The organism is Paenibacillus sp. N3/727 (genome assembly GCF_022637315.1).
Taxonomy (GTDB): Bacteria; Bacillota; Bacilli; order Paenibacillales; family Paenibacillaceae; genus Paenibacillus_AQ; species Paenibacillus_AQ uliginis.
On sequence record NZ_CP093336.1, the window covers coordinates 3,238,097 to 3,257,028 of the forward strand.

The 18,932-nt window shown below is 41.7% G+C and carries 14 protein-coding genes and 1 other annotated feature; of the genes, 2 read left to right on the forward strand and 12 right to left on the reverse strand.

The annotated features are described in order from the left end of the window. Positions 1 to 122: 122 nt before the first annotated feature. From MNQ98_RS14785 to MNQ98_RS14795, 3 genes are all read right to left on the reverse strand, one after another. Positions 123 to 1,601: an Lsa family ABC-F type ribosomal protection protein gene (locus MNQ98_RS14785; RefSeq protein WP_241928942.1), complete on the reverse strand. Its 1,479-nt coding sequence runs from the start codon at positions 1,599 to 1,601 to the stop codon at positions 123 to 125. 413 nt (positions 1,602 to 2,014) lie between these two features. Further along, positions 2,015 to 3,067, reverse strand: a complete 1,053-nt coding sequence (locus MNQ98_RS14790; RefSeq protein ID WP_241928943.1) for a Cfr family 23S rRNA (adenine(2503)-C(8))-methyltransferase — start codon at positions 3,065 to 3,067, stop codon at positions 2,015 to 2,017. A gap of 479 nt (positions 3,068 to 3,546) precedes the next feature. After that, the gene (locus tag MNQ98_RS14795) at positions 3,547 to 4,035 is read right to left on the reverse strand and encodes an imm68 putative immunity domain-containing protein (protein ID WP_241928944.1); all 489 of its coding nucleotides are present in this window, start codon (positions 4,033 to 4,035) and stop codon (positions 3,547 to 3,549) included. Positions 4,036 to 4,523: 488 nt separating this feature from the next. Here MNQ98_RS14795 and MNQ98_RS14800 point away from each other — a divergent pair, with 488 nt between their 5' ends. Further along, positions 4,524 to 4,766 carry a hypothetical protein gene (locus tag MNQ98_RS14800; RefSeq protein ID WP_347272262.1) on the forward strand — a complete coding sequence of 81 codons (243 nt, stop codon included), beginning with the start codon at positions 4,524 to 4,526 and terminating at the stop codon, positions 4,764 to 4,766. A gap of 287 nt (positions 4,767 to 5,053) precedes the next feature. On the opposite strand, the gene MNQ98_RS14805 is transcribed toward MNQ98_RS14800, so the two are convergent. Beyond that, on the reverse strand, positions 5,054 to 6,169 hold the full coding sequence (locus MNQ98_RS14805) for an extracellular solute-binding protein (RefSeq protein ID WP_347272212.1): 1,116 nt from the start codon (positions 6,167 to 6,169) through the stop codon (positions 5,054 to 5,056). A gap of 14 nt (positions 6,170 to 6,183) precedes the next feature. Next, positions 6,184 to 7,980: an RNA polymerase sigma factor gene (locus tag MNQ98_RS14810; RefSeq protein WP_241928945.1), complete on the reverse strand. Its 1,797-nt coding sequence runs from the start codon at positions 7,978 to 7,980 to the stop codon at positions 6,184 to 6,186. Between the two features lie 480 nt (positions 7,981 to 8,460). Between MNQ98_RS14810 and MNQ98_RS14815 the strand changes: the two genes are divergently transcribed. Then, positions 8,461 to 9,474, forward strand: coding sequence for a copper amine oxidase N-terminal domain-containing protein (locus MNQ98_RS14815; protein WP_241928946.1), 1,014 nt, complete (start codon positions 8,461 to 8,463; stop codon positions 9,472 to 9,474). 293 nt (positions 9,475 to 9,767) lie between these two features. Here MNQ98_RS14815 and MNQ98_RS14820 read toward each other — a convergent pair whose 3' ends face one another. From MNQ98_RS14820 to MNQ98_RS14850, 7 genes are all read right to left on the reverse strand, one after another. Next, positions 9,768 to 10,916, reverse strand: coding sequence for an ABC transporter permease (locus MNQ98_RS14820; protein ID WP_241928947.1), 1,149 nt, complete (start codon positions 10,914 to 10,916; stop codon positions 9,768 to 9,770). Further along, positions 10,916 to 12,010, reverse strand: coding sequence for an ABC transporter permease (locus MNQ98_RS14825; protein WP_241928948.1), 1,095 nt, complete (start codon positions 12,008 to 12,010; stop codon positions 10,916 to 10,918). The genes MNQ98_RS14820 and MNQ98_RS14825 overlap by 1 nt, the downstream gene beginning before the upstream one ends. A 45-nt stretch (positions 12,011 to 12,055) precedes the next feature. Further along, positions 12,056 to 12,994: an ABC transporter ATP-binding protein gene (locus MNQ98_RS14830; RefSeq protein ID WP_241928949.1), complete on the reverse strand. Its 939-nt coding sequence runs from the start codon at positions 12,992 to 12,994 to the stop codon at positions 12,056 to 12,058. Positions 12,995 to 13,121: 127 nt separating this feature from the next. Then, complete coding sequence (locus tag MNQ98_RS14835) at positions 13,122 to 14,249, reverse strand: sensor histidine kinase (RefSeq protein WP_241928950.1); 1,128 nt, start codon at positions 14,247 to 14,249, stop codon at positions 13,122 to 13,124. Then, positions 14,249 to 14,866: a response regulator gene (locus MNQ98_RS14840; protein ID WP_241933931.1), complete on the reverse strand. Its 618-nt coding sequence runs from the start codon at positions 14,864 to 14,866 to the stop codon at positions 14,249 to 14,251. The genes MNQ98_RS14835 and MNQ98_RS14840 overlap by 1 nt, the downstream gene beginning before the upstream one ends. Positions 14,867 to 15,339: 473 nt before the next feature. Then, on the reverse strand, positions 15,340 to 16,998 hold the full coding sequence (gene gltX, locus MNQ98_RS14845) for a glutamate--tRNA ligase (protein ID WP_241928951.1): 1,659 nt from the start codon (positions 16,996 to 16,998) through the stop codon (positions 15,340 to 15,342). A 46-nt stretch (positions 16,999 to 17,044) separates the two neighbouring features. Further along, positions 17,045 to 17,284: a binding site (T-box leader), on the reverse strand. Between the two features lie 555 nt (positions 17,285 to 17,839). After that, on the reverse strand, positions 17,840 to 18,205 hold the full coding sequence (locus MNQ98_RS14850) for a hypothetical protein (RefSeq protein ID WP_241928952.1): 366 nt from the start codon (positions 18,203 to 18,205) through the stop codon (positions 17,840 to 17,842). Positions 18,206 to 18,932 lie beyond the last annotated feature (727 nt).

Sequence of the window (18,932 nt, forward strand, 5' to 3'; positions counted from 1 at the left end):
TAAATTAAAGGACATTACATATTAGTCATATAAAATATGTAATGTCCTTTTTTATTTAAACAAACGCACCCTATAGTTTAAAAACCTGATTTACTGATTATATCTTCAATTCTCATATTCAACTACATAGATATAGTTTTTGTTGCAACTGTTTGTTGAAATGCCTGATCATGCTCAACAATAACCATTGTGGGATTAAATATTTGAATAAGCTCTTCAATCTGCATGCGCGAATAAATATCAATAAAATTTAACGGTTCATCCCAAATATATAAATGAGCTTTTTCACATAAACTTTTGGCTATAAGCAGCTTTTTCTTTTGTCCACCAGAATAATGGGATATATCTTTCTCAAATTGAATTCGGTCAAAATCCATCTTGCGTAAGATAGATTTAAATAATGATTCATTAATCTCATGTTCTTCAATGAAGTCCGATAATAGTCCCTTCAAATGAGAAGTATCCTGCTCAACATAGGAAATGACAAGTCCAGAACCTAAATTCAATGAGCCTGTATGCTGTATCGGATTTCCTAAGATTAGTTTTAGGATACTACTTTTTCCGCTTCCATTCTTTCCATCAAGTACAATTCTGTCACCTGGTTCAACCTTAAAGCTAATTGGCTTATTCACTATTTGGTCATCGTACTTAACAGACAAGTTAGACAACACAATCAATTCTTTTGACTGAAATTCCAATGGTTCTAATTTTAATGACTCGGTTTTTTCCACATTTTTTAGCAGTTTTGACTTTTCTTCAATAGCTTTTTGTTGCCTTGATTCAATGTTCTTTGCTCTCTTCATCATCTTTGCCGCTTTATGTCCTACAAACCCCTTGTCCAACTTAGAACCTGAATTCGTTGTCCCATTTTTTGAAGCTTCCACTTGATTAGACCAACCTGCTGAACGTTTTGAGGAATCTTTTAATCTCCCGATGTCTTTTTGTAGACGCTCATTCGTTGCCTCTTCATGTTCCTGCTGTCTATCAAAATTTAACTTCCATGAAGAATAGTTACCACTTTGAACTTCAATATTCGCTCTATTGATCGAGAGGATATGGCCAACGCATCCATCTAAAAAGATTCTATCGTGTGAAATTAAAATAAACCCTTTTTTCTTCTTTAAATAACTAGAGACAATCTTACGTGCATCAGTGTCTAAATGATTGGTAGGCTCATCGATTAATAGGAATTGGCCTTCATTCAAAAATAGTGCGGCAAGCAATACCTTTGTTTGTTCTCCATTTGATAATGTTATAAATGGCCGGTACATGACCTCGGCATCAACATTTAGATAGGATATTTCACGAAGAAATTCCCAATCTTCTGCTTGGGGGCAAATTTCTTCAAGGATTTCATAGGTATACTTATTTTTATCCGAAACTGGATAAGGGAAATAATTAAATTCTACCGAAGACGTGATTTTCCCACTATACTCATAATTCCCTAATAACAGATTAAAGAATGTTGTTTTACCTCGTCCATTTCTACCGATAAATCCAAGTTTCCAATCCGTATCTATCTGAAAGTTTACGCCTTCAAAAATATTGTCAAAGCTACTTGGATAAGAAAAAGTTAAGTCTTGCACTTGTATCATTGACATGTTAATTCCTCCGTATAAGTTTGATAGATATTAGCGACTTATACGGAGCATTACATGTGTAACGATGGTGTCTGAATTAGTCATTTCTTTCTCCCCCTTATTTAACAGATAAAAAATATCAATCTTTCTATGAGAGAATAAAAAAATCCCCCCAATTTGTAATTGGAAGGATTAGTCTTTCACTTAACTCAAATAAGTTCGTTGTTACCATCAGAATCATGGTTATTCAAGTGAAAACTGATTTATAAAAATGGATAGACTAACCCTATACTTTGTAGTTTGAAGTTATTCATTTCAAATAAAAATATAGATTAGTTAATCATTGTCCATTCATCAGTCCTCTCATAATTGTTCTTTAATATTAACAATTTTTTTAGTAGAATACAATACCAGCATCAGCTCCTCTCAAATTACTAATTGTTGCCCTTTTGATAATTTCCATACAATTGACCACAGGCAGCATCTATATCGATTCCAAATTGACTTCTAATGGTCACATTAATACCTGATGATTTTAATTTTTTGTAAAAGTTAGCAACATGACCTTCATCTACTTCACCGAAACTTAAAGGAGAACTGAGAGTTGGGTTATATCTAATTAAATTTACATGATATAAGCGTCCCTCTTTATATCGACCTTTTAATAGTCTTACAACTTCTTCAGCATGGTCGATAGAATCATTCACACCAGGTAACATAATATAAGCAATATATACTTTTCTTGATGTTATTCGTATATGCTCGTCTAATGTGTCCAATACATCTAATAAAGGATAGCTATCATTAATCGGCATCAACTTACTTCGTTGTTCATTAAAAGGAGAATGTAATGAAAACGTCAAATTGACTTGCGGATAATTCAGAGTCATTTTCTTTATACTTGGTATAATACCAATAGTTGAAATAGATAACCTACGAGGGCTTAAAGCAAATAGCGTAGGATCAGTGAGTACATCTAAGGCATCAAAAACTTGTACATTGGCTAACGCTTCCCCCATTCCCATAAATGAAATACTATCAATGGAATGGCCTTGTAAGTAAAAATGGAGGATTTGGTCAGTTATTTCATCTGAAGTCAAATTTCTTTTTAATCCAATGTCACCTGTTGCACAAAATTTACACCCAAAATTACATCCGCACTGTGAAGATATACAAAATGATTCCCAACCAGCTTTATATTTCATATTTACCGTTTCTATTTTTTCATTTCCGGAAATTTCAAATAGGACTTTAGTGACTTGCTCTGAATGTTGTTCCTTTAAAGGAGCAATATCTAAAATAGACTCTCCAAATTCTTTAACTAAATTCTCTCTTAACGATTTTGGAAGTACATTAATTTCGTTGAATTTATCGATTCTTTCCTTAAAAATGGCATTCAATATTTGTTTCATTCTAAAATTAGGGTAATTATGTTCCTTTAAAAATTCTTTGATTCCTCTATACTTATTACTTTGAATTAATTGCATTTGTCCTCATCCTTCCATAAGACTCTCTAGTTTTATAGGAGTATATAGAAAGGAGTTATCTATCCATTGGTTAAAAATAAACACAAAAAAAGCACAGATAGGATTATCGGTGCTGAGCTTTAAATGAAAAATATGGACAAATAAACAAGAACTCTAAGTCAATGCTTTGTAATTTATTTGCCATAGAGGTAAAGCGCCGATAACTGTTTTTGTATGGTTGTATAGCTTAAAAAAGGACAGACTACTCCCTTTGTCGGCTAATACATTACCAATTTTTGCGTCTTTACCATACAGAATTCTAAAAACAGTTAACACTGCTTGCACCTCCCTTTGTCAAATTTATTATTGAGTAATTGTATCATTTTTATAATAGTAAGTGAATACTATTATCTTTCTCTTCAGATGCACTTCCATTTTGACCAACATGAGTCTTCTTTCTTAAATCAGCAGCCCTCTGCATGCTGGAGAACGTACGCAACTTATAACAGCTCATCTGCGATCATTTTTGCCTTTTCCGCAAGTTCCCTCATATCATCGGCCGGAACAAGTTCGGCTAAATCGTAAGCCAGCGGATTACGGGAAAACTTGTACAATTCATCCCGAAGCAGGTTTCTTTTTTCTTCGGAGGAATCAATATAAAGTTTGCACGGCTGCCTAGCCTCATCCAAATCATGCAAATCGACATAGCCTGATTTAAGAGACTCCAACACAATGGCTGAAAGATCGATTAGAGCACCGCAGGCAATATCAAGTTCTGCCCGAAACATGCCGTTAGCATTTTTTATATCAAATCCAATACCTCTGCCGTTTTTCAAGTCTCCCTCGGAAAGCAGAACATCGAAACCCAAGTCTTTTAAAATCTGATTGAGCGTCGCATCCGTTGAGTCTAATTGTTCCAAATAGTCTATTAATACCAGCGAATCATCGGAACCGCCAATTAATTCTCCCCACCATTTGCTTATGTACATGTTCTTCTCCCACTTTCTTTTAGGCATAGTAATTTTCTAAATATGATAGTTTCAGTATACAAGAGGTTATAGGCTTTAACTACGCTTAATCCCCCGAAAGCATATTTATCAATGCCGCTTCAACCTATATCATCATTTTCGGCTTTACCACTATTTGTGGTGCGGTTCTCCGTGCTGTCTGTAACGGCAAGTATTAAGGTCATCCTTTACGGGTAGCCTTTTTTGAAATACATATCTCAATAGTCTCAAATCTACTAACGGATAATTTCCGTCTTAAAAGTTTATTTTTGAGAATCAAGAATAAACATAGATGCATCATGTCCCATGAATATTTTACTTCCATTATAAAAAGTTTTGGATTGAATATTCTTGTACCCTATTTTAGTCATAATGTCAGTTAGCTTTACTTGATTAAATCCGTTAATGCTATTGATTTTGGTTGTGGAACTGGTCTTGTCGGAATGAACTTGTTAAATGATTTTAATTCTATGCTTTTTCTGGATACATCACAAAACATGATTAATCAAGTAAAGCAAAAAATTTCTGATTTTAATATTCAGAATGTAGATACATTATGCTTTGATTTTGAAAAGGAAGGTCTATTAGTTATCATTTCAAACTTATCGGTATTTCCCATTATTAACTCCCCAATCTGCAGCAGTTCATTCATTCTTGCACCTGAGGATGTTATAATGTCGAGTGCAAATCTGGCGAACATACATGCCACGTAAATTGGCTCGATGTTAATCAGGATGTTGTCACTTGACATCTCTACGTTAAGAGCAAGTTTTTAGGGCCAGCCCATTGCGGGATGGCCCTTTCTAATTGAACTGCTGTTTCCAGAATTAGCCACATGTTTTTTAGGTACTTCTCATGATGATATTCGAAACGATCTGTTGTTGATCCTCCTGGTACGATACAAATCTTAATTGATCCATAGAATAGTGCTGGAGTTTCTTTTTTGTGGAATTCGATTACATCGACATAGCTCAATCCGCAATACCTTTCACCTTATAAATTATGCGAACCTCGTCCATGACCGCAGCGTTTGGGACACATCAGTACCATCGAGAATCATCCTGTGGATGTCTTCGTTAATGAGCTGGCGTGACGAATTCCACTTCTCGCTTAGGTAAAACCCGCTTGGCCGTACACGGTCGAGCTCATCCATGTAACGCGACCAAAGGTGGTGCTCGGTCAGACCGCGGTCCTTCGCCTGAGCGCGTGTAATCGGAAGAGGCCAAGAATGCCGAACAATGAGATAATGATGTAGAAACTCCCAGGCTAGACGAGGGTTCTTCGACTTCGAAGTAACACCGGCCGCGCCCATGTAGATCATATTCGACGGATCGCCTCCCTGCATTTTCGGTAGACCAACCACCCCGAACTTGTCGTCGATCTTGTGATAGATCAAATCGCCGGTAAACCACATAAACCCGAAGATCATCGCAAAACCCTCATGAAGCTGACCCGCTTCGGAAGGCTCGTCCGGCTTACGGATAATGCCGTGTACACGATACGCGTCGATCACTTTGCGGAACGCGTCAATGGTTGCCGGACTATCGACATACCCCCTAGCAGTCGATCCATTCGGAGATAGATAGCTTCCGCCATTACGAAAAACAAACGGCTCATACCACTCGATATCTACACCGATGCCAAAGCCGAACTGCGAAGCAACGCCATGCTCATTGCGGATTGTCAATTTTTTACCCATCTCGATAAAATCGTCCCATGTCAAATCCTCGGTCGGATACGCCAGTCCGGCACGATCAAACATCTCCTTATGATAGACAATAAGCGGGATGCTGACGTCCACCGGCAGCCCTGACAACAAACCGTTGTGGCGGGCGACCCTCATCGGACCTTGGTATAGATCCTCTTCGAGCCCGTCGACTTCTGCGACATAGGGATTTAAATCTACGAACATGTCTTTGATGTTGAACAGCGACCATCCGCCCGACTCGATGATATCCGGCGCCTCGTCGGATTCATAGGCTTTCTTCGATTCGAAGTGATCGGTCGATTGCTCGATCACGACTTTTACGTCAGGATTCACCTGTTCGAACGACTCCTTTGCATCCATTACCCTCTGCAAATGTTGAAACTCCGTCATAAACCGCAATTCTTTCATTGTCTGCTCCCCTCTTACTCAGCCATTACGGCGATAATGTTCTCCATATAACCAATCGCGACGCTTTCGAAGGCCTTGGCTTTCTCCAACTGTTCAACGCTAACTTCACGCATGTCCGGAGATAGAATTTCCGATGTCCGGATGAACGGCACGAGCTTGCAGAGTTCAGCCATCGCGCCTGCGGCCTGCTCATAGGCTTCTGACGCCAGCAACGCCAGCCGCTTCGCCTCTTCTTCAAGAGGTACGCCCCGTAGGTAAAGCGCAGCATAACGCTTCTTTTCGGTATATACCGCGGAGAGTTGACCCATTCCGTAACGGTTCGGCGCAATATGCGGGTTACGCAGATGGCCAATCCAGCGGTCATATGCCGCCAACCCAGACGTGTAATTCAAGTACGAGGTTCGTGGTCGATATGCGCAGCCGTGCTTGGCGTAGGTGATTGCGAAGTGTATCGTCCGCAGCGCTTGCTCGCGGGCTGCTGTCTCCCTAAGTCGCCTTACAGTTTCTCCTGATGTCTGTTCCAACTTATTGCCGATACCAGCTAGAAACCGGACAGGATTGTTAATCACATCGTCGTAAGATAGCGTTTTGCCTCCCGGCCGAATCGGATCGGTGAGATGAACAAGTCTTACCCGATCATCGTAGCCATAGATAACTGACCATTCATGCACATATGGCCTAGTAACCAGCGTATCAAAGTACATAACCGGCTTCCCGGCGTCGATGTGTCTGTGGATGAACGGAAGTACCGCTTCCTCTATCGGGAGCACGATTGGGAACCGTTCCACCGCCCCGAGCAGTGGAATGGGTGAATCTGCCAGTTGACCGCATAGCATCGAGATCTCATAGCCGATTTCTCTCATCAGTTCTTGCAGCGTAGCTCCCCAGTCAAACACGTAGATGCCGTCGGCGAACGTCGTTTTATCCGAGAGCTTCATACGGAATGCGAAGGTGGACAATCCCATGAGTTCTGCAGCTTCCCATCGGTCGCCTTCTGAAGTGAGCATTCGACCAACGCTGTCTACGAACGTCGACATGACTGGAGGCTCTGCTTGCCATGGCCGCATCTTAATTAGTTTATGTTTTAACAATCCGCCTCCTCCCTTCTTCTCAGGCAAAAGGCCTAACGAGACGCGAATATGCTCCTTCCGAAGCTTCTGGCGAGAGCGGTGGATATACGTATAAATCGAGCCAGTCGTCATTCGATACATTGCGGCGATCTCATCTGGACTCAATTGTCGGAAGAAGTAAGCTTTGAAAATATCTCGCTCTTTGCGGTTCAAGCAATGTAACAGCGCATGAATCGTCTCGTATAGTTCCTTGCGCAAAAGGTGCTCCGCCGGGTCCTGCTCCCTCATCGCAGCATCTGTCGCCGTACGTGCTAGATGGTAGAGGATGCTGTCTAAGTCCTCCCAGTTAACCTGTGAGTCGTTAGTTTCGGGGGAGGAGATGGATACGAATGGCCGTTCATTCCGGTGTGGTCCGCCCCGACGTAATCGCATGTTCGCTTGATTACGTACGATACGGTAAAACCAAGGGAGAAATCGACTCGTATCGACGAGTGTGCCCATATGCATGAATGCACGTATAAGAGCATCCTGTACTACGTCGTCAGCCATGTGGGGATCCCCTGTCAACCGCTCCGCTAAGCTGCGTGCTTTATCGCGATGCTGCTCGATCAATTCGCCGAACGCCTCGGTGTCCCCTTGCTGCGCGCGCTCCACCAGCGACTGATCCCGATCGAAGGACGCCATCCCTATTGATGCTACCTTGTTAGCTGTACTTGCCCTATCTTCCGCTTCGAATGCCATGCTTTCCTCCTCGCGTCTCTTCGCCCTATTTATTTAGATGCCGCCCGTTCGCTCGATTTGAACACAATTTAAAATTTATTTTGTGTGAGTCAGTTAACTAGAGAAATTATATTCTGCTAAAGCTCTTAATTATCCTTTAATGTAGCGCTTATCTGCTTAATAGTTGAAGGGCTGCCACAAACGTCATCTTGGATGACTTTTTGGCAACCTCCTCCCTAATCCCTTATTATTTATAGTTTTGGCATACCGTAATCACATTGAAATCATCATCACAGTACTTTCCCCAGTACTAAAGCACGATGCTACTATGACTGCTACTAAAAAACAAAAAACTAATCTTTTAATCTTGCTGATTCTTACCACTAACATCACCAAATACAAGTTATTGGTATATTAAGTTATATACTCCATAATAATTTGATTTTCTAAATTTAATAGTTATAATTAACTGAAAATTGAATAGTTTAGGAGAAGAGAAAAATGTTTAAAAGATTAAATTTTGTTTTAATAGCTTTCATTACGACAACTATATTTTTTACATCTTATAATACTGCTAGTGCTAATGATACTATTAAAGTATTTGTAAACACTAAAGAAGTAGTATTGGATCAGAAACCTATAATAAAAAATGGCCGCACTCTTGTGCCACTTCGATTTATATCTGAATATTTAGGTAATGATGTAAAATGGAATCCGAAAAAGAAAGTAGTTACTATTGTTTACTCTATCGAAAACATTAACTACACTGTTACCTTACCAATTGGTCAAAAAACGGCTACTAAAACTCCCAGCTCTTATTTGTATAAATACAGTCAAGAAGATGTAGTACATATTCAATCAGATGTACCTAGTCAAATTATTAATGGAAGAACTGTTGTCCCCTTAAGATTTATAGGTGAATTGCTTGGTATAGATGTCCGCTCAGATTACCAAAACAAAGATATATATATTTCTAGTTTAGGCGTGAACTTAATCCCATCTGATTTTGAAAAGGATGTTTATGATAAAGAATTGCGTAAGGTGAAAGATTTTGGTAAGCCTACAGTCAATTATGAAAAATTCCTAGCTCTTGATGCTGATCATTTCAATTCAATCGATCTTGATTATCTTTTTGCTAAAAAGCCTAGTGTTGACTTATTTGGAGCCCCAGAAGCTTTCCGTGATGGCTTCAATGAAATTATAATATCAGGGCCCATTAAAACAAATTATCTAAATATGATGATATATAAGGGAAAGGATCTACCCATTTTAAGCTACCCAGATGTTACAGCCGAAAGTACTGCTACTATTAAAGAAGGCATGACCTATGATGAAGTAGTCAAATTATTTGGTGGTCCTGGAGTATTATCAGGTAAAGGTACTCTTCGAGAGGAATACAAATGGGTATCGTCCACAGAGAAGGGTGAAGCATATATCACATTTGTTAAAAAGGACACTTCTCTTTATGTCACACCATCTCCATATAGATCGTATTCTTGGGAAAATATTTATTGAGTTTGACAATTAAAATTCGTACTGTTTCTAACGATCGCAATCCAACGCAACAACAATCTCTTCAAGAAATGGCTGATCAATATGGAGTAAGCATCTCTGTGGTCAAATCATGGAGAAGCTCTGCGCGGTTGCTTATATTAAAGGATTAGGTTTACCTGAATTAATAATTGAATTTGATGTTTGGGCTGCAGGTTAAAACTCAAATATGATTTCCTTTACGCAAAACGTGCCTCAGAAGCGATTCTGGAGGCACGTTTTTTTATTATTATTTTCTTAAATAGTAGGCAATCATATCAAATAAACGAGTGCATCTCTCTGTTTCTTCCGAATTTATAAGCGGCTGTCAATGCTAGGACAAGAGCAAAGGCGAGTAGAATTGCCAGATTCAACAGCACGCCGGATGCCGGCTCTCCCTGCTGCAGCCGACTGACCGTATCCAATAGCCAGTATTGCGGGAGAAAATGGGCAGCTTGCTGCATTAACGCCGGCATCGTTGCGATCGGAAATAAACATCCGGCCACCAGGCAGGTTGGAATTATGACCATAGTCTGTATCCCGCCCGCCACCATTGAGCTTGATGAGAACGCTACGATGGCCAAAGCCAGACTGACCGCCACCAGGGCAAACAGACCAAGCAGCAAGAACATTTGAAGAACCGGTATTCCTGAATCAATATGAAAGAACCGGGTCATAACCGCTAAAGTCACAGCAATCTGGATCAGCATGACGACAACGTTCACAATGATGTTGGCTGCCACGTATGCGCGACCCGTGACCGGTGCGGCAAACACTCGGAAATAGGTCCGGTTTTCTTTTTCCTTCAGAATCATCCCTGACAAATTGACGGCTGAGAACAGCATGAGCATGACCAGGTAGCCTACCGTTTGGGCCGACTCTTGGTGCTGAACGGAGCGATCCTCCACCGTTTCGACCGAAAGTCCGGATTCTGCTTGAAGATAGCTTTTGTACATCTGGTCGAACTTTGCCTGCTCCCCTCCGGACGATCGGCCGATGGACAAGAGATTCCCGATATACGCATTCAAATACGACTTGATGTAAGCTGTGACTTGCGAGCCTTGAACGGATGTCAGGCCGACGTTTGCCGGTTGGCCGGACAACATACTACCTGCAAACCCTTTAGGGAATGTTAACACCGCATCTATATTCCCACTCGCCAGGAGCCCCCCCGCCTCCTCCGTCCGCATTTCCCGAACTTCCACCTGATCAATCTTGCGGATATACTCCACCATATCCACAGTTACCGCCTGACCGTCGTCGTGATTGACCACGCCGACTCTCAAAGGGCTCTCTTCGGAGCCGCTGTAGATTGACGAAGCCAACGCTATGCCAAGAACCGGTAAGCATAAATATAACAGCATCATTTTATAGTTTTTGACTGTGCTTAACGCCATCCTGCGGACCAGCCAGATCATCTCTCTCATTACAACCCCTCCCTTCTTCTCATTAGGACAATTGCCAGAGCAAGCAGCAGTGCCGAACATCCCAGGTTAAGCATCATGGCCGGAGGCGCCGCCTTAAGGTTTCCCGCATAAATAATTTGCAAAATAGCATCATTGGACCAATGCAGCGGAGAATATCGGGAAAGGAAATTCATCATTCCCGTCGTTTGATCGACCGGCGTATAAGCCCCTCCCACAAACGCCGCCGCTTGGATAACGATCATAAGTACGCTTCCAGCTGCGTTGCCCTTCAGGCAATAGCCTACGCCGAGTCCAAGGCTGAGCGCCAATACAATTTCAGTTAATAAGACAAGGAAAACAAGCCACAGATGTTCTCCCCAATTCACACCGAACATATATTTGCTGAGCAGCACGATAATTGCGACAAATATTGCATTAAGCACGAGTGTCCCGACGATTTTCCCTGCGAAAATTTCTCCTTTCGTGATCGGCGATGCTAACAAACGGAGCTCGGTATGCCTGCTTCTTTCCGTTTCGATTAATTGCCCAGCCGTTAAGGAGCTGTATAGGATGATCATGGTTGTAACCGCAACGGCAAAATAGTCCAAGCCCCCGGGCTGTCTAACCGCATCGACGGAAGCTTCGGTCACATAATTTCCATCTGGTGCAAGAAGATCGGTCTCTGCTATCGTCAATCTATAGCGATCCGCCAGCGCTGCCAATAAACCCTGAACGATACCATTTTCCATCCCGCTGCCGCTGTTGCCGTAATAGCTGATTCCGTCATCAACGATTCGCGCATAACCCGTATAAAGACCATTTTGCACATCCCTGACTACATCCGTTTCCGTTCTGCTCGTAACCTCTTCAAATCGGATGCCGGAGGTTTCCGCTTCCAGCAGAAAAGCCTTCCATTGCGTCTCTACCGTTCTACTATTGCTTTCATAGCTATATATCACACGTATCGGATCGACCTTCACGGTTCCATGGAAATTACCGGAGAGCGCTGTCCCCAAAATGAGCATCAGCAGAACAGGTGTCGCCAACATAAACAGCAGCATTTTGATATCCCTGAACATCTTCAATTCTTTCTCGGCGATGCGCAGAATGTTCATTCGTTCCGCTCCCTTCCTCTTTCTTATTCGTAATATGGCCCTTAATTACTCGTCTCGCAGCGTTCGGCCGGTTAAAGTCAGGAACACGGTCTCCAGACTGGGCTCCTGTGCTTCCACGCCGCGAATTTCCACGCCGCTTGCCACAAGCAGCTGAATGATTGGATTTAAGTTGTTAATTTCTACAGCGGAGCTGATGTTAATCGTCTGTTCCGCCGCTTCGACCGTGTTCACACCGACAATGCTTTTCAACTTTTCCATCGGAAGACGTTCGGTCGATCGGACTGTAATGCTAATATTTTTCTGATTCTTAATAATCGCCTTAAGCTGTGCCTTCGTCCCTTCCGCAATGATCTTCCCATGGTCGATGATCGCGATCCTCGAGCAGATTTCTTCAACTTCCTCCATATAATGACTCGTATAAATGATTGTACTGCCCATTCGATTCAGCTTCCGAACCGAGTTCAAGATATAATTGCGGGATTGCGGATCGATACCCACCGTCGGCTCATCCATTATGATCAGCTTAGGTCTGTGAGCAATCGCGCAGGCGATATTCAGCCTTCTCTTCATTCCACCTGAGAAGCTTCTCGGATAGCTCCCCTGCCGATCCGCAAGGCCAACGAATTCCAAGGCTTCGATTGCGCTGCGTTTCAGCTCTGATCCCCTTAATCCATATAGCCCGGCAAAAAAGTGTACATTCTCATAAGCAGTCATATCTTCATAGATCGCTAAATCCTGGGGCACGAAGCCGATCGCCTGCTTCGCAAACCTACTGTGCTTGGCGATATTCCGGCCTATGATCTCGATTTCACCTTTCGTCGCGGAGAGCAAGGAAGCAACCATATGAATCGTCGTGCTCTTGCCTGCACCATTAGGCCCCAAAAATCCGAAAATTACTCCCTCTTGCACCGATAGCGATAAATTGTCCACGGCGGTATATTCTCCGAATTTTTTCGTTAACTGTTTGATTTCCAGCATGTTCACCGTTGTTTCACCCTCCCGTTAAGTCCGTTTCTGATGTTCTTATCGTACAAAAAAAGGACGTCCTTGCAGAAGTGCACAAGTTCATCCTCTTCCCATGAATTTATTCATGTAATCCCCCTTCAAACATTCATGGGGCATATGGTATTAACGTTGTGACCGAAAACCCCTGCGAACCGTCGACAATGACCTTTCCTCCTACTGCCGCCGCCCTTTCCTCCATTCCAATAATACCCAGTCCCTTCACGATCTTCCCTTTCCCTTGGCCATTGTCAGTAACTGTAGCCTTAATTAGTGTAGGTAGCACCTGAACATGGATTGAAACCGCGGTGGCTCCGGCGTACTTCATCATATTAGTGAATGCCTCTTTCATATTATCTTGGATGATCTTCCAATGGATCGGCGAGATGAAATCCATATTTCCTTCATAGGTAAATGCCGTACGGATCGGGTGGTTATCCGAAAATTCATCAATGAACAATTTCATTCGGTTAACGCCCATCTGTTCCGTAGGCGGCTTCATCTTCTTCAGATCGAAACGAATGCTTTCGATGCCCTCTTTCGATATATGGATAGCATTGTCCAGCAGCAACGACGCTTGGTCTGAATTGATCTTGATTAAGCGCTTCGCCGCCTCCATCTGGATCAGTGCGCTGGTCATCGCGTGTCCGATGTTATCGTGGATGTCCTGGGACAATCGGTTGCGCTCCTCCAGCTTAAGCGTATATTCCGCTTGCCGCAGAAACTCGTTATTTTCCTGCAGCTGAGTGTGCACCCGTTCAAGATCGCCGCGCATTCGCTCCAGTTCGGAGTGCTGTCCGCGCAGCTTGTTATCGTATAACTTTAGTGTGGAAAAATAGATCAGAGTCACTGCCGCAATGAGTATGTAGAGAAGCATTAGTTGCCGCGGCACGAGTAATAAGGGGATCATCATGAGGAGGGACGACGCAATTTCTTGTTTATCGACAAAGATTGACGCCAACTCGTAAAGATGAGCCGGAAGCAGAAAAATCACCAGCGGATGATCCTGGAACATGGCGATAGCTATTCCTATGGATAGCACAGCGACGAGGGGGCGAAAGCTCTCTTTTTTCAACATATAAAACAGCAGGTTCGTACTTAGATATAATAATACGGATAAAATATACCAGGGCGTTAAGCTCGTTTCGGATGATAGGGATTGGCCGATTGTAAAGACAAGTAGGGCCACTTTATAGCCGATCTTCAACAGTTCCGATGCATCTCTTGGTTCGCTCATCAGGTCAATTCACCTGTCAAATAGTAAATCGCGATTTGGGTGCGGTGCGTGAGGCCCGTCTTGCCTAATATAGAAGTAACGTGATTGGCAATGGTGCCCTCAGAGATATAGATCTGTTTGGAAATTTCCTTGTTTGTCCTTCCCTTGGCGATCAGCGCCATAATATCCAGTTCTCTTTCCGTAAAGAGGCTCTTGTCGATCCCGGGCCCTTGGTTAAGTGCGGGCGGCTCTGTGTCCTTCACCGTCTTTCCCCCAGCAACATCCGATTTCAACTTGTCTAATACCGTGTCCTGCAGCACATTATGACCGTAATACACGGTTTTAATCGCATCGCAGATCCGCTCGGGGTCGTTATTTTTCAGCAAATAGCCCTTGGCCCCGTATGTAATTGCATCCCTTATATATTCGTCATCATCAAACGTCGTCAAAATCAGCGGCCTTGTTGCTGTACGCTCGACGATCAGCTTGGTCGCTTCCACTCCGTTCATTTCCGGCATTCGCACGTCAAGCAGCGCTACATCGACCTCATGCCTCTCGCAATAAGCAACAGCCTCCTGTCCATTCTGAACCGTGGCCACAACCTCAAATCCTTCAAACGTGGTTAGAATAATTCTCATCCCTTCGCGAATGAATGAATTGTCGTCGGCAATAAGCACCTTAATGTTCGGCACAAATCACTCCCCCTTCCATTCCACTTATTATGCATTATGAAAGGCGTCAGCACCATACTGAGTATTCGGCAGCGTGGTTCAGTATGCACTGTTGGACAACGATTAGAAGGCGGTCAAAATTTCGCCCTACTTATGATACGGTTTAGCCCGATTAATCTTGAACACCCGTTAACGACTCCCGCTGTCATAGATGACTGTTTTAGCCGCACTAAAGGAATCTGTTATATATTCCGATATAACCATAACATATCCCCCTATAAAGATGTCGAACAGAACTTTGAGGGTCGTCTTACAAATATATTTGGTGTCATAGACTATATAGCCTACATTGTCTTTCTGTAAAAAATAAGTTGTTTTTCACCTCTCATCCTAAACGAAAAAAATGACCGGCGTTCGACCGGTCATTTCACTTTAAAATTTTATGACAACATAAATCTCTGCATTCGTTCAAAAACCCTATTTTCGCCCATTACTTTCATAATATCAAACAAATCAGGTGTATTGATTCTGTTAGTTAGAGCGACCCTGATTACCATCGCTACATCACCAACATGACCCTTGAAATTGTTAGGATTGGCTTTATATAGCTTCATATCTTTTGCAAATCCGAGTCTTACTGCAAGTTCTTTAATTTCATGGAACCAAGCTTCCTTTTCATTATTAAACCTATAAGTTTTACTGAAACCTAATACAATTTCTTTCGCAACATCAAAACCAACATTTGTAGGTAACTTATAGCCAGTCAATACATCCTTTTCAAACAATTCGTCATAAAAGAAATCTATCATTGGTTTCACATCTGACCACTTAGAATAATCTTTTCTTGGTTTTTCACTCGTTCGACCTATATTTAGAATGTTTACAGTGTATTCCATATTCTTGTCAATTAAAGTAAATAGCCCAGAATCAAATTCCTTTGACCAAGTGTATAAATGGTCAAATACTTGTTTACCCGTGAGCCTTGAGATAACATCCTTGCTGATGTCACCCAGTTTATTCATGTCTAATAAGGCACCACTGGCATTCATTTTGTCAGTATAGATAAAAAAGTCTCTAAATGATTTATGAGGGTTTGCCATCCTCCATTCTTCAAAGTCAGAATTGATGAGATTCATGAAGTATTCACTTATAGCCATTCCTGGGTATCCTTGTTCTTTGTAATACTCAGCGGTACCATCAAGATCCTTACGTTTGCTAAATTTCCGTTTAGAAGCTCCGACTTGCTTCATTATTGGAGCAATATGTCCGTATTCCGGTATTCTAAAACCTAAGGTTTCAAACAACTGAATATGGGTAGGCACAGATGAAAGCCATTCATCGCCCCTAATGACATGGGTTGTACCCATCAGATAATCGTCTATGGCATGAGCAAAGTGATATGTTGGTAACCCATCCGTTTTCATAATAACAATATCTTGGTCATTTTCAGGTAACTCAATCGGACCTTTCACCAAATCATGGTACTTTATTCTCGTATCTGATGACCCTAAAGATTTAAGTCTAATAACAAACGGTTTACCTTTTAAAATCTCTTCTTTGGCTTGCTGAAAAGAAATATCTCGATGTTTAGCCCATTGACCATAATAACCTGTTGTTACTTTTAAGTTCTGCTGGCTTATTCTTATCTTTTGTAATTCGTCCGTATCACAGAAGCAAGGATATGCTATTCCATTTCGAACTAAGTGCTTAATAAATACCTTATAGATTTGTATTCGTGAGCTTTGTTTATAGGGTCCATAAGCACCCTTTTCGCCACCTGATAAGGTAGGTCCTTCATCAAAATGAATCCCGAAGTATGCCAATGAATTGATAATGTTTTCGAGGCTGCCTTTTATTTCGCGTTTTTTGTCTGTGTCTTCGATACGCAGGTAAAATACTCCATTACTTTGGTGCGCTAATCTCTCCGATATTAAAGTTGCGTAAAGCCCCCCAATGTTTAATAAACCTGTTGGGCTTGGCGCAAAACGTGTTACCATAGCAGATGAAGACAAATTTCTTGGCGAATACAGTGAGTAAATATCAGATGGTAACTGCCCAACATCCGGAAATAACAGTTCTGCCATGTTCTCATTTGACATAATCATATCCCCTTATAGGTTCAAAATAAAAAAGCCCTTCATCCTGTAAAAGGACGAAAGGCTTGCTTCCGCGTTACCACCTAAATTGGTTAAAAAACCCGCTCATTATGCAACAATTCATTATCTTGCTGCACATTTCTTTAACGGGAAATCCCCGGTAGACCTACTCCAATTTTTCGGTCTACTACTCCAAGGCTTCATTCATTAAGCTCGAATACCCAATTTCACCAGCATGGGCTCTCTAAGATTCGAGTGATTAATTACTCTTCCTCTTCACTGCATTTTACAATATGTGGATATGCTTAGTGATAAGATAATTCATTATTACCAAATTGTCAAGAATCTATTCGGACCTCGAATATCCCAACCATGGTCCATGTTATGCTCCCTTTATTGCTTTCAATTTTCGAGGATGATCGCTTAGGAAAACTTCTCAAACTCGTTTTTCAACCAGTGCTGATTCTGATACGTAATATACTGTTTTCATCCGTATCAGTAAATCGACCAACTCTGGTCATATACGGAAATAGACGTAACTTAAGTGGTATATCTAAAGTATCTTCCGGTACACTTAACAACTGCCGATATTAAGTAACATTAAATAATCATCTAATCGGTTAAGAATATAAGTTCTTGTCCATTTCGGCTAACGATCGTCCCCTCGGCAGCCTCGTTGTCTTGATGTTGAGTTTTCGTTCCCCGTTTACTTAATCTTATAGATTATTACCTGCCCCAATCACTACTGAGAAGGTTCCTTTATCGTCGTACTACAAGATGACGATGAAGGTACCAGGCTTGGATTCGGGATCGAGAGTTGCAGCGAAAACATTCAAAGGGGATTTTATTTATTTGCAAGATCATCCATGGCTTGAACAGCTAGTTCAAATGCTTTAATTCTTCTTTCTAAAAGCGTTTTTTGAGGGCTACCCGCTTTTGACTTACCATAAATGTTCTCAAGTGATGGGAATAAACCAGTCAAAACATTGCGAGCTTCTGTTAAATCTTCCTCGGTGTAATGATGAGGTCTTAGATTCCAAGCAGCTTCTAGCATGGCTAAACCGATGTATAAAGATTTGAGACGTTTCTTTAATAAGGTAGTGTTAGCATCTTTCTGAGTCATATTAGCTAAGGCGTTTTCGGATTTACGGATTGTCGATTGGAAGGCTTTGATTGATTCCAATTTATCTTCATTTGATACGTTTTCCATTAGTGCTGGCCTCTCTTTGTCTCTGAATTATTTTGCTTGATACTCGTAATAATCGTTGAGAACCTGATTCCACTCATTCTATAGCTTCTAACCATAGTCAGAGAGTATTGGAAGGGTAATTTTATCGACAAGCAATTTCACATCAGGAATATCATTTTACGCTACTTAGAGGAATTGACCAAGTTTTTATCCGCTACCAAAAAGACGACAGTCTCCATTTCCGAAAAGTCATTAGGGCGCGCCTAAGATTAGCATTCCCCTCCCCCTTAAAGACTCACGTGCATGGTCTGTCGTTATAATTCTATCTCTAATTTTGGACTGTCAAACTAACCTTTTCGATTACAAATTTTAAAGACCATATCGATAACGAATTCCGGTAATTCGGACTTCGCCATTCCTGGCGAAATGATAGTCGAGCGGATATCCTAATTTGCTCTCTCACTAGAGGCGCCCTTAATAATGACTACACTTCCTTAATGCTTGACATAGGCTTGCCTTCAATACATAAGCTTAGTTTCAGGATCTATTTGACTATCTCGATGAAGCAAATTGGTCATCGTGATCCCAACGAGCAACGGCGGATCTGGCTGCTCGATATACAGCCATTCTAGTTTGATCGTACAAAGCTCGCCCTTATCTGAAATATGAAAGCTTCAGGGGCGCATGATTACTTGTAGCAGGCCATCCGGCTAACGAAAAGGATAGCTGAATAAAGTCACCACGGCAG